The following is a 25,114-nucleotide window of genomic DNA, read 5'->3' on the forward strand; positions in this document are numbered from 1 at the left end:
CATCACATACGGGTTGGAATGACGGCGTCGGGTGTCTCGGCTTCTCCGGTGTCGGCCCGGCCGAGCCCGGCGAAGATGCGAGGCTTGGCGGAACGGAAGTAGAGGGCCAAGCCGGCTCCGATCACCAGCGAGGCGGCCAGCACGATGAGCAGTCCGAGGTTCTGGCCGGGTTCTCCGCCGACGACGAGGTCGAAGTGCAGCACGCTGAGGACCACGGTGCCACCGAGCGTGATGGTGGCCAGGCCGGGTGCGACGTAGCACTTGAAGACGTTGGCGTCGGCGGGGATCCCCTTGCGGCTGAACCACACGATGACTGCGAAGCTGACCAATGCCATCAGGGTCAGGATGCCGACGGTGGCGAGGCCGAACAGTTGCGCATCGAGTCCTTCACCCTCGGGGTGGGTGATGCCGAGGATGATCAACAGTGCGGCGACCACGATTGCCACGGCGACCGAGGCACGGGCTGGCGAGTGGTGTCGCAGGTGGACGTGAGCGAAGAAGGCGGGCAGCGCCTTGTCGCGGCCGAGGTTGTAGAAGTAGCGGGATGCCACATTGTGCACGGAGATGGCTGCCGCCAACTCGGAGGTGATGATCATCATGAAGGTCAGCTGCGTGAAGAACCCGGCCGCGAGATGACCGATGGCGCTGGGGAACATCATCTTCGGGTCTTCGGTGGCGGCCTGGACTGCGTTGGATCCGTAGGCGGTGGTGAGCAGGTAGCAGGACACGGTGTAGAGGACACCGACGAAGGCGACCGCGCCATAGGTGGCACGCGGAATGGTCGTATCCGGGTCTCGGACTTCGTCGCGGAATACTGCGGTGGCCTCAAAGCCGAGGAAGATCATGATGGCGAAGAGCAGTCCGATGCCGACGTCGCCCTGCGACAGGGAGGCGGGGTTGAGCGGCGCAAGGGCAAATCCCTGCGGCCCGCCGCCATGCACCAGTACGGCGACGTTGAAGATCACGACGATGGTGACCTCCAAAACCATGGCGACGCTGAGGATTTTGGCCGACAACTCGATATGGAAGTAACAGAGGATGCTGACGATGGTCCAGGCGATGATCGTCCACAGCCACCACGGCGTCTGGGGTCCGCCCATGCTGCTGATCAGTTCAGTCAGAGTCATGCCGATGAAGGGGAAACAGCCGCCGAGCATGAGAACGTAGGACACGATCGCCAAGAAGGCCGAGCCGAGGCCGGTGACCTTGCCCAAGCCGGCGGTGATGAACGCGTAGAACGATCCCGGTCTGGGCAGGTGTCTGGTCATGGTGACATAGCCGACGGCGAACAGCAGCAGGCTGACTGTCGCGACGGCGAAGATGAAACTCGCGCCGGGACCACCGAATTGAATGCAGAACGGGATGAACCCGGCGACGGCGGCGATCGGCGCGGAGAACGCCAGCACGGTGAGCATGAGGGAGGTGGCTCCCATACGCCCGGAGAGTTCGGCGCCTGAGTCCGGTTGGACGGTTGTGATGCGCGGGCTGGCAGCGGCGGCGTCAGATGACATGTGGGTCCTTGGGTCGGTGTGGACGTTGGGTGTGGGCTCCGTGGTCTAGGTGTTGTAACCCGGGAGGTTGTTGACGGCGTGCCTGGTTGAAATTGGGAGGACCTCCTGACGGAGTGGATGTGATCTGGCATTCACCCGTAGGAGGTCCTTGTGTCTCACGCTAACGCCCGTACCAACCTGTTCGCTCGTCGGCTGATCGTCGAGCGTGTCGCTGCGGGGTGGCCGCCCGCGCATGTGGCTGAACAGCTGGGTATTTCGCGCTCCACGGTGTACAAGTGGTTGCGCCGCTACGCCGAGGGCGGTGAGGCGGCGTTGGCCGATCGGTCCTCGCGCCCGATCCGGATGCCCCAGCGCACGAGTAGGCGAGTCGAGCAGAAGGTGCTGGCGGCCCGGCGCCGCCACAAGCGCGGCGCTGTGGTGCTGGCCGCCGAGCTGGGTCTTAATCCCTCAACGGTCGGACGGATCCTGGCACGCCATCAGGTGCCCCACCTCGATGCCATCGACCCGATCACCGGCGAAGCGGTGCGCTCATCGCGGCGCAGCGCCAACCGCTACGAACACCGCACCCCCGGATCACTGATCCATGTCGACGTCAAAAAGCTTGGCCGCATCCCAGCAGGAGGCGGCTGGCGTCTACACGGCCGCGAGGCCGCGATCTCAGTTGCCAACCGGCACAAGAAAATCAAGATCGGCTACGACTACATCCACACCGCCATCGACGACCACACCCGATTGGCCTACAGCGAGATCCTGCCCGACGAGAAGGACTTGACCTGCGCGGGATTCCTGCACCGGGCCGTAACCTGGTTCGCCACTCACGGCGTGCGCGCACGGCGTCTGCTCACCGACAACGCCCTGGTCTACCGACGCGGCACAAACTGGGGCTGGGTGTGCTCAGCGTGGCAACTCAAACGCCGATTCATCCGACCCGGCTGCCCCTGGACCAACGGCAAAGCTGAGCGCTTCAACCAGACCCTGCTCACCGAATGGGCCTACGTCAAGCCCTGGTCGTCAAACAGCTTGCGCACACGAGGACTTGACCGATTCCTTCGCCGCTACAACACTCGACGAGGCCACTCCGCCCTCGGCGGAAAACCACCCATCAGCCGGCTCGCCGCCTGACAACAACGTCTCGGGTCACGACATCTAGGCGGTTGCGGCAGCGAAGATTGTGGTCAGCCAGTCGGCGGCAACCTCAGATGGGTCGAGTCCGCTGTCTGCGTCGTGGTACCCGGTCTCCGCCACCTGGGTGGCACCGAGATCGGTGAAGGCAGCGACCAGGCGTGCGATACCACGGTTGTACGTCTCGTATGTGCTGTCACCCAGCCCGAAGGCGGCGAACCGCGTCGACGAGAGGTCAGGTCGAACCTCGTTGAGCGTATCGAAGAAGGGCAACGCCGTTTGAGGTAGATCGCCCTCGCCGTATGTCGAGGAGACGACGATGACCAGCTTCCGCGCGCCGAGATCGGCGACATCGTAGGTCTCCATGTCGAAAACCTCGCTCTTGATGCCGGTGCGCTCCAGGGCGGTACAGACGTCATCGGCGACCATTTCGGAGTTGCCCGATTCCGTACCATAGAGGATCGTCACTGTGTCCACTTGTCAGCCTTTCTGCTGAATGTCTGAGAATTGACTCGATTTACGTTGTGGTGGCCGACTTCTCGCCGGACGTCGCGATGGAGAGCATGGTGTCGATGTCGATGATCTTGCGGCGGCAGCGGTCTCTGCGTGCCGCCTGCCGCTCGTGCATTTCGATGCGTTGCCAGCCGGCGAAGTTGACCACCTGACCGTCGAGCCGCGAAGCAACAGCATCAAAACCTGGTCTTTCCAAGCTGATTCGCCCGGATGCCACGTCGCTGACGATCGCGTCGACAACCTGCTGCGCATCCTTGCGGTTCTCCGGAATCGTCCCTTTCGGCCCGCGGCGCAGCCAGCCGACGCGGTAGACATGCGGACCAGACCAGGCCGACGACGGACACGACCGGTCGTCTGATGGGCCTCCGGTGAATCCGACTGCGGTGATCACCGTGTCGGCGATGAAGCTCACCGGTTGGCGGTCACCGAACTGCTTCCGGGCTCGCAGGAGCGTGCAGCCGTGGCCGTTCTCGATGCGTTCAGGCGCGACGCCGAAGTGCAGGCACAACCGCGTCCGCTGGGCACCGAGACCCGGCGCCGTTGCAGATGTTGCATACGTCAACGGGCGCAACAGATCTGCGATCGGTCCGCTGTCGTTGTCGCGAAGCCCTGTTACTTCGATCTCGACGTTGCTCAACGACACAACCTCGCGCAGCATCGCCAGGTCACATTTGGCCTCGGTCACCGCCGATCGGCTGATGACGTCGATGGCCTCGGGCGGCTCCGGACGCAGTTCTCTCAGCATCTCGTCGTCGATGTCAGATCCGACGAAGCCGTCATGATTTTTCGACAGCAACCGCACCACGTCGACGGCTACGTTTCCCAGCCCGACGACCGCCAAGCGGCGGCCTAGTGGCACATGCGCACCGGCCTGGTCTCGGAGTAGCGTCCGAGTCGGAAAACCGTTGAGCGCCCGTATAAGTGCGCCCGCACCGATCACCCGGGTCCCCGACTCCTGAGGGATGTCCAACGACTTGTCCTCCGGAAGACCGGTGGCCAGAACAACGATGTCGAAGTTGCTCGCCAACTGATCGAACTCGATATCGCGCCCCACCGACACGTTGCCGACGAATCGCACCCCACCTTTGGTGAACATCCGATCGAACTGCCGCGCCACCCCTTTCGTGCCCTGATGATCGGCGGCGACGCCGTAGCGGATGAGGCCGTACGGAGCGGGCAGCGATTCGAAGATGGCAATCTCGGCATCGGGCCACTGTTTGGCCAGGAACTGAGCGACGTAGCAGCCCGAAGGTCCGCTGCCGACGACGGCGACAGCCGGGCGTAGCGGGTTTGCCGGCGTTGCGGAGGCGGCAGCAAGGGTGGCGTCATACATTTGATTCACCTCGGGAGGGCGACCGAAAGCGGGCGGTCCAGATTTAGACTAGAGACGCGACTTGAGTCGCGTATCTCACAAATATAGAGCCGCCGACCCCACCTGTCCATAGGTGTACGGCCACTTTTCGATAGAAGTGCAGGCGAACCGATTCCAGTCGTGACACGCTGTCCACTGACCGGTAACACGACTGGGATCGCGACCCGGTTACACTCGCGTTAACCGCGCCGCTTGGCGCGCACGCAGAGCCATGAACGGGGGCACAGGTGACACAGTCCGTGAGTCCGACGGTCAGCACCGCCTGGCATCACGAACTTGCCGGCGGATTACGAAAGCGACCGCTTCAGGAACGGTCCAGGGCGATGATCCAGCGGATTCTCGACACAGCGGCCGAGCTGGTCGAAGAGGTCGGTTATGAGGCCGTCGTCGGATCCCCGACGCTGCTGCTGGACCGATCGGGCATCAGCCGCGGTTCGTTCTACGCATTCTTCGAGACGCCCGAGCGGGTGCTCGACGAACTCTCCTACCAGCGCATCCAACAGTCGGCCGCGGCGTTCGAGAAGGCACTTCGCAGCCGGCCCGGCAACCGGTGGATCGAAATCGTCGATGCTGTCATCGACTTCTACACCGCCGAGCACCGGGTTCCGTTGATCCGCGAGCTGTGGGTCCGGCAAAACTTGACACACCGGGTGCGACAGCTCGATCACCTCGCGATAAACGACTTTGCCACTATCGTGTTGGCCGAGTTCCGAAGGCACACGCCACTGTTCGACTCGCTGAGCGAACTGCAGTGCAGAGTCGCGATGCACGCCGTAGAACGCCTGTTCCAGTTGGCATTCACCGACTACCCCGACGGCGATCCGGCCACCATCGCGGAGGCCAGGAGAATGCTCATCGACTATTTCGCCGGCTACTCCGGCGAGTGACACAGAGAACAGTCATCAGCCGACCGACGACTCGGTGTGCCGATCCTTGAGCGTCGCGAGCAGCTTCTGCACACTCCACATGCTGCGTTGCACATGGGCACTCATCGCGCGCTCGGCCTCATCGGGTTTTCGCGCATGCACTGCCTCCAAAACCTCCTGATGCTCCACGATGGTGGCCTCGTGAAATGTCCCACCTTCGGGTAGGAGCGCCAGCGCCGGGTGGCAGCACTGCCGGGATTCCTCGATGCCGCGAATCAAGAACGGGTTTGCGGTGATATGAGCCAGCGTGAGGTGGAAGACGGCGTCACTTCTCATGAAGGATGCATCGTCAGATGCCTCCTGCAGCAACGCATGCGCAGCCTCCAATTCGTTGAGCTCAGTCGCGGTGCGTCTTTCACTGGCGAGCCGTGACACTGCGGGCTCGACCAAGCACCGGTACTCCATCGCCAGCCGTATCTCGTCGCGATTTTCGATGGCTTCCATGATGACGTCGTGGAACCGCGACTCATCTTCCCCGGCACCGCGAACGAACGCCCCACCGTTGCGACCACGACGGCGCTCGATGAGCCCTTCTGAGTGCAGTTGGCGGAAAGCCAGTTGAACAGGGGTGCGGCCGACCCCGAGCATCTCGGCAAAGTCACGCTCGGAGGGCAACGCCGAGCCGGGCGGTAGCAGGCCGAGGCGGATCTCCCTGCGAACGAGGTCGGCCACGTACCGGTTGACGTCGACGTGCGACGGGGGTAGCGAAACCGTCCCGCTCGATATCCCGCTGATCAGCAGACTCATGCTCTCAGCTGACCCGCTCGCCTCCGATGGCCCATCGCACAATGCTACCCAGCCGACACCGCCCGACATCATCGATCGACTCCTCAGTCGGACTCGGCAGGATCGAGCATCTTCATGTGAGTGGCTCTCCGTGACCGCAGGTAGCAGGCGTAATACAGCAGGGACACCACGACTATGCCGACTGCTGTGAGCTGATCCGTCCGCGACTGCTCGACGAGAACCACGATGGCCAGCGCGATCGCCGACACCGGCGCCGCCGGCCAAAGCGGCATGCGATACGGACGGACCAGCCCAGGGAAACGAACCCTACCGACGATCGCCGACAGCGCGACAAGGATCATCTCCAGGGCGATGACCGTACCGATGACGGTCGCCATGGCTTCGACATCCGTCGTGAGGATCAAGATCACGCCCGCCACGCCGATCACAAGCGTTGCCACCCACGGTGTTTCGAATCGAGGGTGTACCTTCGCCAGAGCCCGGCTGATCGGCGTCGGCCACATCATGTCGCGCCCCGAGCTGTAGATCACCCGAGCGAAGTACGGGGTCAGCGCCATGACCCCGTTCGTCACCGCCAGCGCGATCCCGAGGCTGACGATTGTATTGAACGATTCGCCTCCGGTATCGGTGAGGAACTGCTGCCACGGCGTGGCTGACGTGGTGAATTCCGCCAGCGATCGGGCCCCCAGGAGCCCGCCAAGGACCGGAATGACGCCGAAAGATACCGCGACGGCCAACGAAATGAACACGGAGCGGGCAATGTTGCGGCCGCCACCCGAGGTTTCCTCGGAGAACAGCAGAGCGCCCTGAAAACCGTTGTACGTGAAGGCGGCTACGGCAACCGCCGCAAGGAGAGCTCCCACGGCCAGAGGCTGGCCACCATGCGGGCCGAATACGGTGGGCGTGAGCACCTCCGCCAGCGGATGCTGGGTCTTGACGAATCCAAGCGCAGTCACAAACATGACGACCAGCAGTTCAACGGCGAGCAGCAGGCCCACCAGGCGAGCGCTCAACCGGACCCCGAGGATGGCGACCACGGTACCGACAGCGATCACCGCCGCACCGACCCACCGCGCATCCAATGGTATGACGACGTTGAGGTAGGTGGCGATGGTCAACGCAACCACCGCAGGAATCAGAAAGGCGCACACCGGTCCGGTGAAGATCAGGGACACGAAGCCTGCTGCGTTGCCGAGAGTCCTTGCGACGATGGAATAATCACCACCGGCTATCGGATAGGCGCTGCCCAGCTCCCCATAACACGCAGCCATCGACAGACCCAGGATGCCCGCGATCATCAACGCCCAGACGGCGCCCGTCCCCGCCATATTGAGCAGGATCGGGGCAATGGCGAAGACACCAACCGCAGGCGTGATGGCCGCGACGCACAACGCGACATTGCCCCACAGACCAAGGCTACGGCTCAGTTCCTGCTCATAACGCTCGGCCTTCGGTGTGGCCTCGGTCGTTTCCTTCGACAAACGGTCAGGCATAGCGTTGCCTCTCCCATTCACTGACAGCGTTCTGCCACGCGTGCAGTTCCCATTCGCGCGTCTGCAGGTAATGTGCAGAGAACTCGGCGCCGAGGACCGTGTCCAAACGCCTGTCCCGCCTGCCGAATTCGACGATCGCGGCGCCCAGGCTGGCGGGCAGGGCACCGTCGTGTCGGTCTATGTGGCGGCGGTCCGGCACAGATTGGTCGACCAGGCCCAGATGCACCGATGCCGCGACGGCCGCCAAGGTCAAGTAGGGGTTGCAGTCGGCACCGGGCCGGCGCAGTTCAAACCTGCTCGACGTCGGCGTCTTCAACAACGCGCGCAGCGCAAAGGAACGGTCGTCGGGGCCGCACGCTGCGCTGACCGGGGCGAAAAAGCCCGGCACGAGCCGCTTGTAGGAATTGATGGTGGGGTTGTAGATGAGGCTCAGCGCCGGAAGATGAGTGAGCATCCCCCACGCTGCGCGCCGGTAGAATTCGTCGTCCGGGTTCCGCGCAGCCGAACCCAATGCGTTCTCTCCATCTTCGTCCCACATCGAGAAGTGCACATGCGCGCTCGAACCCTCCTCGTGAGCAACAGGTTTCGCCATGAAGTTCGCGCAAAGACCGTGTCGGCGAGCGGCCTCTGTTGCAGCGAGTCGCAGCAGCGCCGCAGTGTCGGCAGCAGCCAAGCCGTCCTGTGGGTCGACGTTGACCTCGATGAGCCCCGGCGCGCCCTCGCTGTGCACCACCGACAAACCAAGCCGCAGGTCGTCGGCGTATCGCCTGAGGGTGCCGATGAACTCGGTAACGTGAGACAGGGTGAGCGGACTGTAACTCAAGCCCGCAGTCGCGGGCTCCCACGTCCCTTCCCGGAACAATCGGAACTCGAATTCGAAGGCCGCCTTCATCTGCAGTCCATGACTGGACAGCGCACCGAGTGCGTTACGCAGAACCTGACGAGGGCTCACCGCACACGGCGCACCACCGGTTTCGTAGAGATCACCCAGCAGCAGGTATGCGGCCGGGAACCACGGCATCGGACGCAGCGTGGTGAGGTCGGGACGCAGCAGCAGGTCTTTCGCTCCACCCCTGAGACCCATGGTGGCCAGCGTGGTGATCGGCTCATCGAGGGGATCGACCGCCAGCAGCAGATCGGTTGTCGGAATTCCCTCGTTGAGCGCCTCGGCCGTGCTGATCACTCTGGGCTCCACGAGCTTGCCACGAAGGTTTCCGTGGATATCCGGGAACAGCGGAACTACTGAATGGGCGTCGGCCGGAAGGCCGTTCACGACGTCGGCGGTCACCGACTCGGCATACATTGTGGACAACTGATTTTCCTCTGAATCGACGGGCTCAAGGCCGATCAAGCAATCGGCGGGGATTTTCGACCATCATTTGCGCGATGGTGTCGTCGTCGACCCCGTGTTCGTCACGCAGTAGCGGCAAGATGCGGCGATGCAGGTGGTCGTATCCATAACCGCCGTAGTTCTTGAGATTCGCTTTGGTCCATACGTCACATGCCAGCACGATCTGCCCGGCGTGACCTTCGTGCAACAGGGATAGGAGGTGATCGATGCGTTCGAGGTCGGTCGGATCTTTGAACAATCCGCTGAAATAGAAATCCGAGCCGAATGTGTCGAAGGCCATGGCCACTCCCGACTGCGCAACATCGGCGTGGTACCCGCGGTCGAGGTGTTCATCGAGGTGACCCATGATTACCCGATCGGTCGACATACCCTGAGCCAGCAGGATTTCCAGGACGTTCAGCGCTTCCGCGCCACGCGGCTCAAGATGAATGCTCACTGATGCCTGCGTCTCTACCGCGGCTATTCCGGCTGCCGTGAGCACCTTCTTTTCCCGGTCGGTCACCGGTGAACTGGTACCGATCTCGCCGATGAGCGCCGCCTTGATCCCGGTGCCATCCACGCCCTCGCGAAGCTCCATGATCAGGAGTTCGGCAAGTTGGTCCACGGTGGACTCTCCGACGTAGTCGGGATGTGAGTTGTGGATGTAGAAGCCACACCCGCTCATCACGTGGACGCCTGCGCGTTTGGATATTGTCGCGAGGTCTTCGATCCGACGGCCGAGGCCGACGTTGGTGAGGTCGACGATACCGGCGTTCGGCACGGCGGAGAGGTAATCGAGCTCGCGCACAACAAGATCGACGTCGTCGATCAGAAGATTGTCCTCGAGGCTGACCAGGTTCCAGTGCACGAAGCCCAAGCTTTCAAGACTGACCGCCGGTGGGTCCGGCACAGGTTCACGTGCTGGCTCGTACCAGACACGGCCGTCGATCAGCAGGTGCTCGTGCATGCTGGTCTCGCCCAACTCGGACGGTTCAATCGGGCCAAGGACTGTGTGGATCGGCATCGCAGCATCCTTAAATGGAGTTAGGTGAGCGCCTTTTTATCAGAAGGCTCGTGGACTTGGCAATACCCGAGGCGCCATGCGCGGCTGCCGCATGGACAAAAGCCCTTGCATATCAACAGGTTCACGCGTTGCCGAGGTTTCCACGGCCACATCTTGACGGGCGACCACCATGGGGAGTACACAATGGAGCGTGTCCAACTCCAATTGTGAGTCGTCAATCTCCCCGCCGGGCGATGTGGGTACCGCGCGTGAAGCGCGGGATGGCTGAGATGCTCAAGGGCGGCGTCATCATGGACGTCGTCACCCCCGAGCAGGCGAAGATCGCCGAGGCCGCCGGTGCGGTGGCGGTGATGGCGTTGGAGCGGGTGCCTGCCGATATCCGGGCCCAGGGTGGGGTGTCGCGGATGTCGGATCCCGACATGATCGAGGGCATCATCTCCGCGGTCACCATCCCGGTGATGGCCAAGGCGCGGATCGGGCATTTCGTCGAGGCGCAGATCCTGCAGGCCCTGGGTGTGGATTACATCGACGAGTCCGAGGTGCTCACCCCGGCCGATTACACCAACCACATCGACAAGTGGCGGTTCACCGTGCCGTTCGTGTGCGGGGCGACCAATCTGGGTGAGGCGCTGCGGCGGATCACCGAGGGCGCGGCGATGATCCGGTCCAAGGGGGAGGCCGGCACCGGGGACGTCTCCAATGCCACGACGCATATGCGCAAGATCGGTGGTGAGATCCGGCGGCTCACCTCGATGAGCGAGGACGAGTTGTTCGTGGCGGCCAAGGAGTTGCAGGCCCCGTATGAGTTGGTGGTGGAGGTGGCCAAGGCGGGCAAGTTGCCGGTCACGCTGTTCACCGCCGGTGGTATCGCCACGCCTGCGGATGCGGCGATGATGATGCAGCTCGGCGCCGAGGGTGTGTTCGTCGGATCCGGCATCTTCAAGTCGGGCAACCCCGCGCAGCGGGCCGCGGCGATCGTCAAGGCCACCACGTTCCACGACGACCCCGACGTGCTGGCCAAGGTGTCGCGCGGGCTGGGTGAGGCCATGGTCGGCATCAACGTCGACGACATCCCCCAGCCGCACCGACTCGCCGAACGCGGCTGGTAAGCGGACTGAAACCCCAAGGAAAGGAACAGATTATGACATCACTTGAGACTCGGCATGCCCTGGAATCCACTGCGCTGGACCACCTGTGGCTGCACAGCAACGACCTGGAATGGAACGAACTGATCGAAGGCGGGCTCCGAGTCTTCGTGGAAGGCCGCGGCTCGACATTGATCGACGTCCACGGCAGGGAGTACATCGACGGCCTCGCCGGGCTGTTCGTGGTCGCGGCAGGCCACGGCCGCACCGAAATCGGCGAAGCCATGGCCGAACAAGCCGGGAAGATCGCCTACACCGCCGCATCCAACGCCGCCAATCCCGCGGCGATCAAGCTCGCCGAGAAAATCGCCGAACTCACCCCGGGCGACCTCGACCGGGTGTTCCTGTGCTCGGGCGGATCCGAGGCAGTCGAGAGCGCGATGAAGATCGCCAAGCAGGTGCAGGTGATGCGCGGATTCGGCAAGCGCTACAAGATCATTGCCCGCCGCGGCTCGTACCACGGCACCACCTTCGGCGCGGCGAGTTTGACGGGCAGCGCCAGCGAGAAGTACTTCGGACCGTTCATGGCCGGGGTGAGCAAGGTGCCGAACCCCAACCACTATCGCAACGATTTCGGGCTCGAAGGCGAGGCCGGTGACATCATGTGCGCCCGCTATGTCGAGCAGGAGATCCTGATCCAGGGCCCCGAACACGTCGCGGCGGTGATTGGTGAGCCGATCTCGGTCGCCAACGGCACTCACCTGCCCAGCCCGGTGTACTGGCAGATGCTGCGCGAAATCTGCGACAAGTACGGCGTTCTGCTCATCATGGACGAGGTGATCACCGGCTGGGGACGCACCGGCAAGGTGTTTGCCGCCGAGCACTACGGCGTGGTTCCCGACATCATGACGATGGCCAAGGGCCTTTCTAGTGGTTACGCACCGGTCGCGGCTGTGGCGGTCCGGTCGTCGATCTTCGACGACTTCCGTCCCGACGGACACGCGCTCGGCCACCTGATCACCTTCGGTGGCCATGCCGTGGCCGCTGCCGCCGCGCTGAAGAACATCGAGATCCTCGAACGGGAGAACCTGGTCGAACGCTCGGCCGAGATGGGAACCTACCTCTTCGAGTTGGCGAACGAACTGCGCAGCCACCCCACCGTGGGCGATGTCCGCGGCGGCAAGGGTCTTTTGTGCGCAATCGATTTCGTCAAGAGCAAGGAAACCCGCGAGGCGTGGGGCACTGCGCATCCGTTCATCAAGCAGCTCGCCCTGCGTACCCAGGAAGAGGGTCTGGTCACTCGGGTGTGGGACGTTCTGCACCTCGCGCCGCCATTCGTGCTGACCCGCGGTGAAGCCGAGCGCGCCATCGAGATCGTCGACCGCTGCCTCACCGAGGCAGAGGCGAAGTTCGCGGCCGAGATCGGCTGATCCGGCATGACCGCACCCGTGATCGGAGTCTGCGCGGCATTCGAGGTCGCCAATTGGGGTTTCTGGACCCAGCAGGCCGCGATCATTCCGGCGACGTATCTCAGCAAAATCGATGCCGCAGGCGGGATCCCACTCGGCCTCATACCCGACACCGGAGCTGTCGCGAACCCCGGCCTCCTCGTCGACCGCATCGACGGATTGCTGTTGATCGGTGGGGTCGATGTCGAGCCGTCGTCGTACGGAGCGACAGACAACGGCCGCACCGAAGCGACCGAACCACTGCGCGATGAATTCGAGTTGACGCTGGCACGGGAAGCGTTGCGGCGTGATGTTCCGCTGTTGGGTGTGTGCCGGGGCATGCAGATTCTCAATGTCGCCGCAGGCGGGACACTGCATCAACACTTGCTCGACGCCGGATACGCCGAACACCGGCCGAGCCCGGGGAAGCTCAACCACGAGACCTTTCACGAAGTTGAGGTGGACTGCGGTACCCACGCGGCGATGTTGTGCGGCAGTGGAATCCAAACCGTGAACTCCCACCACCATCAGGGCGTGGATCAGCTCGGCAGTGGTGCCGTAGTCACGGCGCGATCGCTGCCCGACCAACTGCCCGAAGCAATTGAATGGCCCGACCATCGGTATGTGCTTGGTGTGCAGTGGCATCCCGAGGCCGCAGAACTGCAGCACGCCCTTACCGATTTCATCAACAACGCTGCCCACGCACTCGGAGGAAACCACTGACATGGCCGTCATCGACGTAATCGAACCCGCGACCGAACAGGTCATCGAGTCACTGGAGCAGATCACTGCCGCAGAGCTGGAAGACGTGATCGCCCGCGCAACCGTTGCACAGCGGCAGTGGGCCGCGCAGCCACCCCAGTTCCGCGCGGAGGTACTGCTGGCCATCGCCGCAGCGGTCGACAACAACCGCGAAGCCCTGGCCCAGCTGGAGGCCCGCAACGTCGGCATGCCCATCAGCGATGCACGAGGCGCCATCTCCGGGGTGGCCGCCACATTCCGCTACTACGCGGCGGCGCCGGAACGTCTTCTCGGACACACCATCCCGGTCGCCGGCGGCGTGGACATGACGTTCCGCGAACCCATCGGGGTGGTCGGACTGATCACACCATGGAACTATCCGCTGACGATCGCCGCGTGGAAGGTGGCGCCGGCCTTGGCGGCCGGCAACGCCGTGGTGCTCAAGCCGGCTGAACTCACGCCCCTCACCTCACTGCGGCTAGGAGAGCTCGCCGTCGAAGCCGGGTTGCCTGCCGACCTGTTCAACGTCGTCGTCGGCCCGGGACGGACGATCGGCAGCCAGCTGGTCGAACACCCCGGCGTCGGCAAGATCGCGTTCACCGGATCGACCGATGTCGGCAAGGACATCGCACGGCGGGCCGCCGACGGCATCAAGCGCGTCACGCTGGAACTGGGCGGCAAGTCCGCGGCACTGGTCTTCGCCGACGCCGATCTCGACGCGGCGGCCGAAGGCCTCACGGGTGCTGTATTCGGCAACTCGGGCCAGGACTGCTGCGCACGTTCGCGCGTGTTTGTCGAACGGTCGGCGCTCGACGCCTTTCTCGAGAAACTTGAGAAGGTCGTCGCCAACATCGTTGTCGGCGACCCGCTTTCGGACAACACACAGATGGGTCCACTGATCTCGGCTGGACATGCTGCAACCGTCCAGAGCTACGTCGATGACGCACCGGTGCTTTTCCGTGGTTCGGCACCGACCGGCCCTGGGTTCTGGTTCGCACCCACCGTGCTTCACCCGATCGATGATGATCACCGGTCGGCCCGTGAAGAGATCTTTGGTCCAGTTGTTTCGGTACTCACTTTCGACAGCGAAGATGAGGCGGTTGCCCGGGCCAACGACACCATTTACGGTCTTGCCGGCTCGATCTGGACCTCAAACGCCGCACGGTCGCTGCGCGTTGCCCGCGGGGTGGCTGCCGGGGCGCTGGCGGTGAACTCATATACCTCCGTGCGGATCGCCACACCGTTCGGCGGGTTCAAGCAGTCCGGCATGGGCCGCGAACTCGGGCCCGACGCGCTTGACGCGTATACCGAAGTGAAGAACGTCTTCTTCAACACCACGGCAACGTAGTCGCAGTTCGGTCAGCCGGTGATGGCAAATGCAAGCAGGCTACCGATCGACGAATTCGAGTGGGACATAATTCGCTACCTGGTCGACTGGGCGCCGTACGGCGGACCTGACGAGGAAGACATCTTGCCGCGGTTCGGCATGGACGTACAACGCCTCAATGCTCGATTCGTCGAGCTCGTCACTGAACTAACCCGCCATAGCGGCACCGTGCTCACCGAACGTCAACGGCACCTACTCATCCGCGCACGAGAGCTTGTTCCGTCGACGAGCTTCCGCCCTGCCTCGTCGACGGCTCGTCCCCGCCCGTCAGGCAACAACACAGCCGCCGTTCTCGGGCTATCGCCACACAACGGGCAATGGATCATGCGCCATGGCCTGTGGTTCTGGAATAGCAAGCGCAGCAATGAAAGTCCGTAGAACTCCGGACTGCCCCACCATCCTCGATTTGTTCTCCGTACCAGCAATCACGACTCTTCAACCAAGGAGACGTCCATGTCGGTTACGCAGCCCTCCACACCGGAAGAACGCCGCGACAACCCAGCTGCATCGCGTCCACCCGGATCCGTCGATGACAGTCCGACTCTTCGGAAGAGTGCAATCGGGCTCAGGGAAAGCACGATCATCAGCATGGCTGGGGCGGCGCCGGGTCAGGTGGTTGCGGTCTCGTTGGCGCCGTTGATCGTTGCCAGCAGCTACGGATTCATCCCGTCGATCATCGTGGCTTCGATCGCGATGCTCTGCATTGCCGTGGCGTTCCAGCGAATGAACCTGTGGGAACAGGACTGTGGCGGTCCCTACGCGTGGGTGGGACGTGCGGTCGGTCCGCGTGCGGGTTTCGGGGTCGGATGGATCCTCGTGGTGACCTTCGTCGTTTCGTTGATCATCAACTTCGTCAGCATCGGCCCCGCCGTTCTCGCACTAGTCGGGTTCGATCCGAACAGTCAATGGGGAACGGTGATCGCCACGACGGTGCTTGGTGCGTTTCTGACCGCATTCGCCGTCATCGGTGTACAACTCACGGGTCGACTCCAGTTGTCCCTGGCTATCGCTGAATACGCTGTGCTCCTGCTGTTCTCGGCATTGGCATTTTGGGCCCTGTTCGCCAATGACCGCCCGAACTCGGTGCATCCGACGTGGGCTTGGCTCAGCCCTTCGGGTGTGGGTGGCACCGGCGGCTTCGTAGCCGCAATGCTGCTGGTCATCTTCATGATCGCGCAGTGGGACACCTCGATCTATCTGAGCGAGGAGACCGAGCGCGCAGAGACCAACCCCGGAAAGGCGGTGATCATCGCCGTGATCGTGTTGGGTGTCATGTACACGCTGATATGTTTCGCCTTTGCCACCGTCGCGCCACCCGAGGCGATGGAGCAGCATTCCACCAACGCCGCAGTGTTCGTCGCGGAGGAGTTGACGGGAACCGGCTGGGCCAAGGCGATGGCGTTGGCAGTGGTGGCGTCTGTCTTGGCCGCGACCCAGGCCACCATCGTGGGCCTGGCACGCATCATGCTGGCGATGGGTCGCGACAAGGTGTTGCCGTCAGTCTTCGGCAAGGTGCACCGCAAGTTCCAGACGCCGGCCGCGAGCACGCTGCTGATCGGCGGCTTGGGCATCGCGGCCACCTGGGTGTACATCTTGGCTTCCAGCGTGGCGCACGCCCTCGACCTTCTCATCGCCACCGTCGGCTTTCTGTTTGCCTGCTACTACGCGCTGACCGCACTCGCCGCCGCGTGGGCCCTGCGTGACCGGGTGCTGTCCAACTGGCGTGACGCGCTCCTCGGCGGTGTGTTGCCATTGGTCGGTGCGGTGCTGCTCGGGTGGGTCGCAATAGCCTGTGCGGTCGATTTCGCCACCGCCGAATGGATGGCACTCGCAGCGCTGTCAGCGCTCGGTGTAGTGATGTATCTCATCGCCAAATATCGTTACCGCGCACCGATACTGCGTTCGCCCAAGTATTGACTTCCGTTCTCCCACCGCTAGGAGTTGAGGTAGGTGACCACCGCCAGCACACGGCGGTGGTGCGCCGCCGACGGTGGCAGGTCCAGTTTGGTGAATATGCTGCCGATGTGTTTTTCCACTGCGCGTTCTGAGATCGAGAGATGGTCGGCCAGAGCACTGTTGGAATGCCCCTCGGCCATCAGCCCGAGCACTTCGTGTTCGCGTGCGGTCAGGCGGTCCAGGGCGTCGGCGCCGCGGCGGCTGCCCATCAGTTGGCGCACGACCTCGGGGTCCAGCGCGGTGCCGCCTGCGGCAACCCGCCGCACGGCCGCATCGAACTCGGCGATGTCGGCCACCCGGTCTTTGAGCAGATAGCCGACGCCCTCCGGGTTGCCTGCGAGAAGTTCAGCGGCATAACGGGTTTCCACCCACTGTGAGAAGACCAGCACTCCGATCTGCGGGTGCGACCGGCGCAATGAGACCGCAGCGACCAACCCCTCGTCGGTGAATGTGGGCGGCATCCGAATGTCGACAACGAATACTTCGGGGCTCAAAGCCTCCGCGATGTCCCGCATCTCGTCGGCGCTACCGACCTTGGCCACCACGTCGTGTCCGCGTTCGACAAGCAGTTGCGTCAACCCGTCCCGCAGGATCGCATTGTCCTCGGCGATGGCCAGCCTGGTCATCGCTCGGCACCCGAGGGCACGACGGCGGTCACGGTGGTGGGCCCACCGGCCGGGCTGTCGATATCCAGGCGCCCGTCGACCATGCGCAACCGCTCAGCCAAGCCCGTCAGGCCCGACCCGTTGCCCGGTTGAACTCCGCCGGAACCATTGTCTGCCACGGCAATCCGTAGTTCTTCGGCGTCGCTGCGCAGCCAGACGGTGGCCCGTGTGGCGCCGGAGTGCCGCGATACGTTCGCCAATAGTTCGGCGACGCAGAAATATGCCAGTGTCTCCACTCCCAACGATGGGCGTACCGCGATGTCGTCGACCAATTCCACGGGGATAGGGTTGCGCGCCACCAAGGTCTGCACGGCGGGCCCGAGGCCGAGATCCAAGGCAGGAGGCCGTATTCCACGCACGATATCGCGCAGCTCGGTCAGGGTGTCCTTGGTGTTGGCCAGCGCGTCGGACACCAGTTTGCGTGCCCGCTCGGTCTTCTTCGGATCGGTGAGTTGCTCTTCGGCGCGGGCCAGCGTCATCGCGACGGCGATGAGTCGAGCTTGGGTGCCGTCGTGTAGGTCGCGCTCGACCCGGCGCAGGGTGGCGGCCGCGTCGTCGACGACACCGGCACGGGCCCTTTCGAGTTCGGCGACCCTGCGCTCGCGGGCCGGCGCGGCCAGCAGCGTGCCGGCCAGCCAGACATGGGCACGCACGATTCCGAGCATCAGCCAGCCCAGCAGGTACAGCGCGATCAGCCCACCCAGCGCCAACAGTAGGTACGCGCCGAGCGATTGGACGGGCTCACCGAAACTCACGACCGCTTCGCCCGTGACGGCCCAGATCACCGGTGAGGCCACCAGGCTCACCGACATCACGACGCCGACCAAGACCAGGTAGCCCACCGGGGTCATCACGATGCTCTGCAGTGCGAGGAAGCCCAGGCTGCGCCAACCGACGGCATCGGTCAGCGCTGCTGCCACGGTCTGTGGCAGCCCGGCCGGCCGGGTGAAGGGCGCAGGCGCGTCGATGCTGACCCCGACCAAGCGGGCCAACGCGCGGTACAGCGCATTCCACCGTCGTCCCGTCAGCACGACGACAGCCAGCAACGGAATGCCGACCAGGGTGACCAGCAGAACTCCCGACACGAAGCCGGTCGCGAACAGGTACACCACACCGATCACGGCCAGAAGACTGATCAGCAGGAAGTACAAGTAGGCGCGCCAGGCCCGGGCCCGCAGCGGGGTGCGCAGGACTCGTCGCCAGTCATCGGCAACAGCCGGTGCGATCGCGGTGGTAGTCACGTTCCCCATGGTTGCCGGACACGATCGCATCCGGCGATGGTGCAGTCCAGCCAATATATGGTGGGGCTGGCCACACCCTCAGCTGTCGATCGAGCGCAGCAATGCGCGGGTGCGGGCCCTGGCCTCAGGTGACGCGTCGAACAGCACACCGACGTATTCGTCGACCCCGGCGCCGGCGAGCGCCTCGATCCGTTCGGCGACCTCGGCCTCATCGCCGATGATCGCGGCGTCCTCCGGGCCCGCGTACCCCTCGCGGTCGAGCATGGCGCGGTAGGACGGCAGGTGCCCGTACATCGCGAACTGTTTGGCGGCCTGCGCGCGGGCCCCCGCGACGTCGTCGGTGACACTGACGGGCAGCGCGGCGACGACGCGCACCGGGCGACCCTGCGCGGCCTCGCGCAGCGTCGGCGTCACATGCTGGGCCAGCGTGGTCGGGCCCGTCATCCACGTGACGGTGCCGGCCGTGCGACGCCCGGCCAGTTTCAGCAGCTGCGGACCCAAGGCGGCGATGTAGATGTCGGGTGCGGTCGCACCGAGAATCTGCAGTGAACCGCGGGTCGTGACCGTTTCCCCGGGCGCATCGGCAGCCTCCCCGGCGAGCAGCGGTTGCAGACCGTCGAGGTACTCACGCAGGCGCCGGACCGGTTTGTCCCACGGGATGCCCCACATGCCTTCGGTAACCGCCTGATGGGTCATGCCCAGGCCGAGGATGAAGCGGCCGCCGCCGATCAGATTCAGCGTCAGGGCACGTTGGGCCAGCAGCATCGGATGCTGGTTCTGGATGGGAATCACGCCGGTGCCGACTTCGATGTCGCTGACTTCACGGAACGCCACGGCGAGCACCGTCAGCAGATCGGGTTCGTACGGCATCTGGGTCATCCACACCCGCCGGAAACCCTCATCGCGCAGCTGCGCCAGATTCTCTACGGTGGCGTCGATCGGTGAACGGCCGCGGGTATCGCTGAGGGAGCCGATGAGGCTGGTTTGCATGGCCTCAACGCTAAGCGGGCGGAGACAAAAAAGGGCGGGTTCGGGAGGACACTTGGGGGCGTCTCAATCGGTCTCGCGCCGCCGGTCTTTCACCCCTTCGACCGACTCTTCGGATCAGTCACTCCCGAACCCGTCGTACGGTCGAGCCTACGCCTCGAGTACCCCTCAGACCAGAGGAAAATTCGACCGGAATTCAAGGGAAGTTTGAAGGTGGCCCCGTGTTGCCGTCGGGTCGGGGGGTCAGACGGCAACACGGAGCTACCCGTGTATCGACGTCCCAGGGCGGGCCGTTACACACCGAGAAAACAAACTTTTCGAATGTTTTCGGGGCGGGCATCAGCCCTGGTCAGGACGGTTCAGGCCTCCAAGATTGCTGCAACGCCCTGCCCGCCTGCCGCGCAGATCGAAATCAGGCCGCGCACCGGCTGGCCCGTCTGCTTCTTCTTCTCGGCGAGCTGCTTGGCCAGTTGGGCGACGATGCGCCCGCCGGTGGCCGCGAACGGGTGCCCGGCGGCCAGCGACGAACCGTTGACGTTGAGCTTCGACCGGTCGATGGTGCCCAGAGCGGCATCGAGACCCAGGCGGCCCTTGCAGTACTCCTCGGAATCCCACGCCGTCAGGGTGGCCAACACCACCGAGGCGAACGCCTCGTGGATCTCGTAGAAATCGAAATCCTGCAGCGTCAGTCCGTTGCGGGCGAGCAGACGCGGCACGGCGTAAGTCGGAGCCATCAGCAGACCGTCGGGACCGTTGACGTAGTCCACAGCCGCCATCTCGCCGTCGACGAAATATGCCAGCGGCTCGTGTCCGTGCGCCTGGGCCCACTCCTCGCTGGACAAGAGCGCCACCGAGGCGCCATCGGTCAGCGGTGTCGAGTTGCCTGCGGTCATCGTGGCGTCGCCGAGCTTCACCCCGAACACCGGCTTGAGCTTGGCCAGTTTCTCCGCGCTCGAGTCGGCGCGCAGGTTGTTGTCGCGGTACAGCCCGAGGAACGGCGTGACCAGGTCGTCGAAGAAGCCCCTGTCGTAGGCGGCGGCCATGTTGCGGTGGCTCGCTGCAGCCAGTTCGTCCTGGTCGACGCGCTTGATGCCCATTTCCTTGGCGGTGATCGCGGCGTGCTCGCCCATCGACTTGCCGGTACGCGGTTCGCTGTTCACCGGGATCTCGACGCCCACCGATGCCGGCAGCTTGCCGACCAGCTTGAGCCGATCGACGTTGGACTTGGCGCGGCGCAGCCCGAGCAGCACGCGGCGCAGGTCGTCGCCGAAAGCGATCGGAGCGTCCGACGCGGTGTCCACGCCGCCGGCGGCAGCCGATTCGTACTGCCCCAGCGCGATGCTGTTGGCCGCGGCGATGGTCGCCTGCAGGCCGGTGCCACAGGCTTGCTGCACGTCGAAGGCCGGGGTGTACGCGGAGAGCGCGCTGCCGAGCACGCACTCACGCATGAGGTTGAAATCACGGCTGTGCTTGAGTACCGCACCGCCGATCACCGCGCCGAGCCGCTCGCCCGCCAGACCGAAGCGGTCGATCAGCCCGTCGAGGGCTGCGGTGAACATGTCCTGGTTGGAGGCGTTCGCGTAAGCGCCGTCGGACCGCGCGAACGGAATCCTGTTGCCACCCAATACGGCAACGCGGCGCCGGGTCGTGTTGTTGGCCATCTGTTTGCCCTCCACTGTCGGGTTGTCCCGGGCCATATTACCCACTGTTCTTACTCTGGAGTAAGTTCGTAGGTATGGCTACCGACCTGCTCTCTCAGATTGTGAACTCCGGGCCGGGATCCTTCCTGGCCAAGCAGCTGGGCGTGCCCCAGCCCGAGCCCCTGCGCCGCTACCGAGCCGGCGACCCACCGCTACCCGGGTCACTGCTGATCGGCGGCACCGGCCGCGTCGTCGAACCCCTGCGCGCCGCGCTCGCCGAGGACTACGACGTCGTCTCCAACAACATCGGCGGCCGCTGGGCGGACTCGTTCGGCGGTGTCGTGCTCGACGCGACCGGCATCACCGATGCGGCAGGCCTCAAGGAGCTGTACAAGTTCTTCACGCCCGTGCTGCGCAACCTGGCCCCGTGCGCACGAGTCGTCGTCGTCGGCACCACGCCCGAGCAGGCGGGCAGCGTGCATGAGCAAATCGCTCAGCGTGCGCTCGAGGGCTTCACCCGGTCGCTGGGCAAGGAGTTGCGCCGCGGCGCCACGGTCGCCCTGGTGTACCTGGCCGCCGACGCCAAGCCCGGCGCCACCGGTCTGGAATCGACGCTGCGCTTCATCCTGTCGGCGAAGTCGGCCTACGTGGACGGACAGGTGTTCCGGGTCGGCGCCGCCGACTCCACTGCGCCGGCCGATTGGGACAAGCCGCTCGACGGCAAGGTCGCCGTCGTGACGGGGGCGGCGCGCGGCATTGGGGCGACCATCGCCGAAGTGTTCGCGCGTGACGGCGCGGCTGTGGTGACTGTGGACGTCGAGCCGGCCGCAGAGGACCTGCAGAAGGTGGCCGAGAAGGTCGGCGGAACCGCGCTGACACTTGACGTCACCGCCGAAGACGCGGTCGACAAGATCGTCGCGCACGTCACCGAGCATCACGGCGGCAAGGTGGACGTGCTGGTGAACAATGCCGGCATCACCCGCGACAAACTGCTGGCCAACATGGACGAGGGCCGCTGGGATGCTGTGATCGCCGTGAATCTCCTTGCGCCCCAACGGCTCACCGAGGGCCTCGTGGCTGCCGGCGCCCTGGGTGAGGGTGGCCGCGTGATCGGCTTGTCCTCGATGGCAGGCATCGCGGGCAACCGCGGACAGACCAACTACGCCACCACCAAGGCCGGCATGATCGGGCTGACCGATGCGCTGGCCCCGGTGCTGGGCGAGAAGGGCATCACCATCAACGCGGTGGCCCCCGGCTTCATCGAGACCAAGATGACCGAGGCGATTCCGCTGGCCACCCGCGAGGTGGGCCGCCGGCTCAACTCGCTGTTCCAGGGTGGTCAGCCCGTGGACGTCGCAGAATTGATCGCCTACTTCGCCAACCCCGCGTCGAATGCCGTGACAGGCAACACGATCCGGGTGTGCGGCCAGGCCATGCTGGGGGCGTGACGGCGTGAACAACATGCTGCGCGCCGTGGTGGGGGCGCTACCGTTCGTCCCCCGCTCCGACACCCTGCCCACCCGCACCATCACCGTCGACGACCTTGCCATCGACCCAGCCAACGTCGCGGCATACGCGCAGGTGACCGGGCTGCGGTTCGGCGATACGCTGCCGCTGACCTACCCGTTCGCACTGACGTTCCCGACCGTGATGTCACTGGTTACCGGATTCGATTTCCCGTTCGCCGCAATGGGTTCGGTGCACACCGAGAACCACATCACCCAATATCGGCCGATCTCCGTCACCGACACCGTCAGCGCCGCCGTACATGCGGAGAACCTGCGGGAGCACCGCAAGGGGCTGCTGGTCGACATCGTCACCGACCTCAAGGTCGGCAATGATCTGGCCTGGCATCAGGTGACGACGTTCCTGCACCAGCAGCGCACCAGCCTGTCCGACGAACCGAAGCCGCCGCCACAGAAGCAACCCAAGCTCGGCCCGCCGAATGCCATCCTGCGCATCACGCCCGGGCAGATCCGCCACTACGCCGACGTCGGCGGGGATCACAACCCGATCCACACCAACGCCATCGCGGCCAAGCTGTTCGGCTTCCCCACTGTGATCGCACACGGGATGTTCAGCGCGGCAACGGTTCTGGCGAACATCGAGGGTCAGCTGCCCGACGCGGTGAAGTACTCGGTCCGATTCGCCAAGCCCGTGGTCCTGCCCGCCAACGCGGGGCTCTACGTCTCACGAGACACCGACGGCTGGGAACTGACCCTGCGTAACCTCTCGAAGGGCTACCCACACCTCACGGGGACAGTCTCCGCGCTCTGACGTCTTACATTGGACCCCCGCCGCTTTCGCGGCGGGGGCTCAAATTTCTATTGGCTACTCGCCGATAGCGCTGATTACGACAACCGGCGCATCCGCTGCCATGAACGCTTTCGACTTGAGCTTCGTCGTCGTGAAGGCCGCATCCAACTGAATGCTGGTGACGTAGCCACCCTTCGGGAGCAATTCGGTCAAGGTATTCCAGACATCCGGCATTGCAGTAGTCGGGACCGGCAGGTATCGCTGCTTCAGATCGCTTGCGGTATCCGCCGTCAACTCGATCACCGCGTCGATCCAGTACAGCGACGGGCCGGGAACACTCGGATCTCCCATGTCGCCGCTCACCCACGAACCCGACATCGGTGAGCCGAGCACCGGGAAGCGCCTCGTGATCGGCTCAAGGTCGTGCCGAACCGGATTGGAAGTGGTCTTGCTCGCCGGAGCATTCATCGAGGCGTCTCTCTTTTGAGGGCTGTGAGCGGTGGAGCCGCACGCCGCGAGCGCGGCAACGAGTAGCGCCGTCGGCGCGACGATCATCCTGGCGCGCAGCGTCTTACGTGGTGTCACGGCAACGTCACCCTCCCGTGCTGCGGTTGTTTTCAGGCCGTCCAATACCGCCGGCGCTACCTCTGCCGTCGACGCGATCTTCGCGCCCTGGATTGAACTGCGGCTGCCCACCTTGCTCAGCGCTTGGCGCACTGCCCAGCTCCCATGTGATCGTACGGGTGAGCTGGCCGTGAGAATCGAATGGCTTCGCCCAACCCAGTTCAGTAAATCGGCCATTCTCATTGTCGGCTGCCCCGGTACCGATATCAGCCTGACCGCGATTGAAATCGTAGTGATCTTCTGCATGAACAGTGACGGTCATCGTGACCTTGTTTCCGTCGACACGTACATCAGCGCTGCTCCACTGCTGGTATCCACCAACCGCTTTCTGCCAGTTCTCTGTGGTCGGGTACGTGGACGTAGGCGTCGCATCCCCTGTCATCGAGAACGACGTATTGCCCGCTCGGATCAGCTCTTCAGCCCCGCGTTGCGCTCGGCTGATTTGATCATCGACATTTGCCTTGATTCCTGGGTCTTCCCGGTAGGCCTCCTCGTAATCGAATTCGATTGGCTTACCGTCGTTGTCCCAATAATGCCGATACATTTGCGTGGCGTCGTCGAGGTCAGGCCGCAACACCCTGCCACCGGCCAACTTCGCCTGCCACTCAGCGCGCTTCAGATAATCTCGCCACGACGGATCGGCAGAGTCGTACTGGAAGTCCTCGTCCCACTTGATGTCAGGTTTTGTCGGCGCCCCCATCACGAACTCCGGGCCGCCAGGCTCGCCCGGCTTCGCTCCCGGTGCATCTGACTGAGCGGTATCGCCCTCGTTCTTGTCCTGGTCACTGCCGTCGTCGGGAGCCTCATGACGCGGCCCAAATTTCTGTCTGATCAGGCCTTCGTATTCGCCTTTGATGCCCTGCACCCGTCCGCGGATGTCGATCATGTCGTTGGTGGACTTCTGGATGATGTCGCTGAGCTGGCTGACACCCTTGTTGACGATCGGCAGCAGCTTACGGTCGCGCTCGTCGGCGTCGGCTGGGCGCAGCCCAAATACGCGAGTTCCACCCTCGCTGTGACACGCCAATCAGCAGCGTCAGCTCAGT

Annotated in this window: 22 protein-coding genes; 9 read left to right on the forward strand and 13 right to left on the reverse strand. The window is 64.2% G+C overall.

The genetic code is table 11. From position 1 onward, the window contains the following. Positions 1 to 2: 2 nt before the first annotated feature. Positions 3 to 1,511, reverse strand: coding sequence for an APC family permease (locus BTO20_RS34640; protein ID WP_232490952.1), 1,509 nt, complete (start codon positions 1,509 to 1,511; stop codon positions 3 to 5). A gap of 150 nt (positions 1,512 to 1,661) precedes the next feature. On the opposite strand from BTO20_RS34640, the gene BTO20_RS34645 reads away from it, so the two are divergent. Continuing rightward, on the forward strand, positions 1,662 to 2,633 hold the full coding sequence (locus tag BTO20_RS34645) for an IS481 family transposase (protein ID WP_087080787.1): 972 nt from the start codon (positions 1,662 to 1,664) through the stop codon (positions 2,631 to 2,633). A gap of 24 nt (positions 2,634 to 2,657) precedes the next feature. Here the strand turns inward: BTO20_RS34645 and BTO20_RS34650 are convergent, their stop codons facing one another. Both BTO20_RS34650 and BTO20_RS34655 read right to left on the reverse strand, forming a co-directional pair. Further along, a complete protein-coding gene (locus BTO20_RS34650) occupies positions 2,658 to 3,110 on the reverse strand; it encodes a flavodoxin domain-containing protein (RefSeq protein ID WP_087080789.1) in 453 nt (150 codons plus the stop codon). Between the two features lie 40 nt (positions 3,111 to 3,150). After that, a complete protein-coding gene (locus BTO20_RS34655) occupies positions 3,151 to 4,479 on the reverse strand; it encodes an FAD-dependent oxidoreductase (protein ID WP_087080791.1) in 1,329 nt (442 codons plus the stop codon). A gap of 362 nt (positions 4,480 to 4,841) precedes the next feature. Here BTO20_RS34655 and BTO20_RS34660 point away from each other — a divergent pair, with 362 nt between their 5' ends. Further along, entirely contained in the window at positions 4,842 to 5,405 is a 564-nt protein-coding gene (locus tag BTO20_RS34660) for a TetR/AcrR family transcriptional regulator (protein WP_232490953.1), read from the forward strand. A 15-nt stretch (positions 5,406 to 5,420) separates the two neighbouring features. Here BTO20_RS34660 and BTO20_RS34665 read toward each other — a convergent pair whose 3' ends face one another. From BTO20_RS34665 to BTO20_RS34680, 4 genes are all read right to left on the reverse strand, one after another. Next, positions 5,421 to 6,191, reverse strand: coding sequence for a FadR/GntR family transcriptional regulator (locus BTO20_RS34665; RefSeq protein ID WP_158087087.1), 771 nt, complete (start codon positions 6,189 to 6,191; stop codon positions 5,421 to 5,423). An 83-nt stretch (positions 6,192 to 6,274) separates the two neighbouring features. Next, on the reverse strand, positions 6,275 to 7,684 hold the full coding sequence (locus BTO20_RS34670) for an APC family permease (RefSeq protein WP_087080793.1): 1,410 nt from the start codon (positions 7,682 to 7,684) through the stop codon (positions 6,275 to 6,277). Next, positions 7,677 to 8,987, reverse strand: a complete 1,311-nt coding sequence (locus BTO20_RS34675) for a type I glutamate--ammonia ligase (protein WP_087080795.1) — start codon at positions 8,985 to 8,987, stop codon at positions 7,677 to 7,679. The genes BTO20_RS34670 and BTO20_RS34675 overlap by 8 nt, the downstream gene beginning before the upstream one ends. 34 nt (positions 8,988 to 9,021) lie before the next feature. Then, a complete protein-coding gene (locus BTO20_RS34680) occupies positions 9,022 to 10,038 on the reverse strand; it encodes a phosphotriesterase family protein (RefSeq protein ID WP_087080797.1) in 1,017 nt (338 codons plus the stop codon). A gap of 233 nt (positions 10,039 to 10,271) precedes the next feature. Between BTO20_RS34680 and pdxS the strand changes: the two genes are divergently transcribed. The 5 genes from pdxS (at position 10,272) to BTO20_RS34705 (ending at position 16,616) form a co-directional block, all read left to right on the forward strand. Further along, a complete protein-coding gene (gene pdxS, locus BTO20_RS34685; RefSeq protein WP_087080799.1) occupies positions 10,272 to 11,147 on the forward strand; it encodes a pyridoxal 5'-phosphate synthase lyase subunit PdxS in 876 nt (291 codons plus the stop codon). Positions 11,148 to 11,179: 32 nt separating this feature from the next. Beyond that, a complete protein-coding gene (locus BTO20_RS34690; protein WP_087080801.1) occupies positions 11,180 to 12,553 on the forward strand; it encodes an aminotransferase family protein in 1,374 nt (457 codons plus the stop codon). A gap of 6 nt (positions 12,554 to 12,559) precedes the next feature. Further along, positions 12,560 to 13,294 (forward strand): gamma-glutamyl-gamma-aminobutyrate hydrolase family protein, encoded by a 735-nt coding sequence (locus BTO20_RS34695; RefSeq protein ID WP_087080803.1) that lies wholly within the window; start codon positions 12,560 to 12,562, stop codon positions 13,292 to 13,294. A 1-nt stretch (position 13,295) separates the two neighbouring features. Then, a complete protein-coding gene (locus BTO20_RS34700; RefSeq protein WP_087080805.1) occupies positions 13,296 to 14,660 on the forward strand; it encodes an aldehyde dehydrogenase family protein in 1,365 nt (454 codons plus the stop codon). Between the two features lie 627 nt (positions 14,661 to 15,287). Beyond that, on the forward strand, positions 15,288 to 16,616 hold the full coding sequence (locus tag BTO20_RS34705; protein ID WP_157680403.1) for an APC family permease: 1,329 nt from the start codon (positions 15,288 to 15,290) through the stop codon (positions 16,614 to 16,616). Positions 16,617 to 16,633: 17 nt separating this feature from the next. Here the strand turns inward: BTO20_RS34705 and BTO20_RS34710 are convergent, their stop codons facing one another. The 4 genes from BTO20_RS34710 to BTO20_RS34725 form a co-directional block, all read right to left on the reverse strand. Then, positions 16,634 to 17,281 carry a LuxR C-terminal-related transcriptional regulator gene (locus BTO20_RS34710; RefSeq protein ID WP_087080809.1) on the reverse strand — a complete coding sequence of 216 codons (648 nt, stop codon included), beginning with the start codon at positions 17,279 to 17,281 and terminating at the stop codon, positions 16,634 to 16,636. Then, the gene (locus tag BTO20_RS34715; protein ID WP_232490954.1) at positions 17,278 to 18,561 is read right to left on the reverse strand and encodes a sensor histidine kinase; all 1,284 of its coding nucleotides are present in this window, start codon (positions 18,559 to 18,561) and stop codon (positions 17,278 to 17,280) included. Before BTO20_RS34715 ends, BTO20_RS34710 begins: the two co-directional genes overlap by 4 nt. A gap of 78 nt (positions 18,562 to 18,639) precedes the next feature. Further along, positions 18,640 to 19,551 (reverse strand): TIGR03564 family F420-dependent LLM class oxidoreductase, encoded by a 912-nt coding sequence (locus BTO20_RS34720; RefSeq protein ID WP_087080813.1) that lies wholly within the window; start codon positions 19,549 to 19,551, stop codon positions 18,640 to 18,642. Positions 19,552 to 19,907: 356 nt separating this feature from the next. Beyond that, complete coding sequence (locus BTO20_RS34725) at positions 19,908 to 21,209, reverse strand: acetyl-CoA C-acetyltransferase (RefSeq protein ID WP_087083110.1); 1,302 nt, start codon at positions 21,207 to 21,209, stop codon at positions 19,908 to 19,910. 74 nt (positions 21,210 to 21,283) lie between these two features. On the opposite strand from BTO20_RS34725, the gene BTO20_RS34730 reads away from it, so the two are divergent. Continuing rightward, positions 21,284 to 22,636, forward strand: coding sequence for a 3-oxoacyl-ACP reductase (locus BTO20_RS34730; protein WP_087080815.1), 1,353 nt, complete (start codon positions 21,284 to 21,286; stop codon positions 22,634 to 22,636). A 13-nt stretch (positions 22,637 to 22,649) separates the two neighbouring features. Further along, entirely contained in the window at positions 22,650 to 23,465 is an 816-nt protein-coding gene (locus BTO20_RS34735; protein WP_087083112.1) for a MaoC/PaaZ C-terminal domain-containing protein, read from the forward strand. 54 nt (positions 23,466 to 23,519) lie between these two features. On the opposite strand, the gene BTO20_RS34740 is transcribed toward BTO20_RS34735, so the two are convergent. Together BTO20_RS34740 and BTO20_RS34745 are read right to left on the reverse strand one after the other, a co-directional pair. Then, entirely contained in the window at positions 23,520 to 24,029 is a 510-nt protein-coding gene (locus BTO20_RS34740) for a hypothetical protein (RefSeq protein WP_157680404.1), read from the reverse strand. Positions 24,030 to 24,036: 7 nt separating this feature from the next. After that, positions 24,037 to 25,095: a hypothetical protein gene (locus BTO20_RS34745; protein ID WP_087080820.1), complete on the reverse strand. Its 1,059-nt coding sequence runs from the start codon at positions 25,093 to 25,095 to the stop codon at positions 24,037 to 24,039. Positions 25,096 to 25,114: the final 19 nt, after the last annotated feature.

It is taken from the genome of Mycobacterium dioxanotrophicus (assembly GCF_002157835.1).
Classification (GTDB): Bacteria; Actinomycetota; Actinomycetes; order Mycobacteriales; family Mycobacteriaceae; genus Mycobacterium; species Mycobacterium dioxanotrophicus.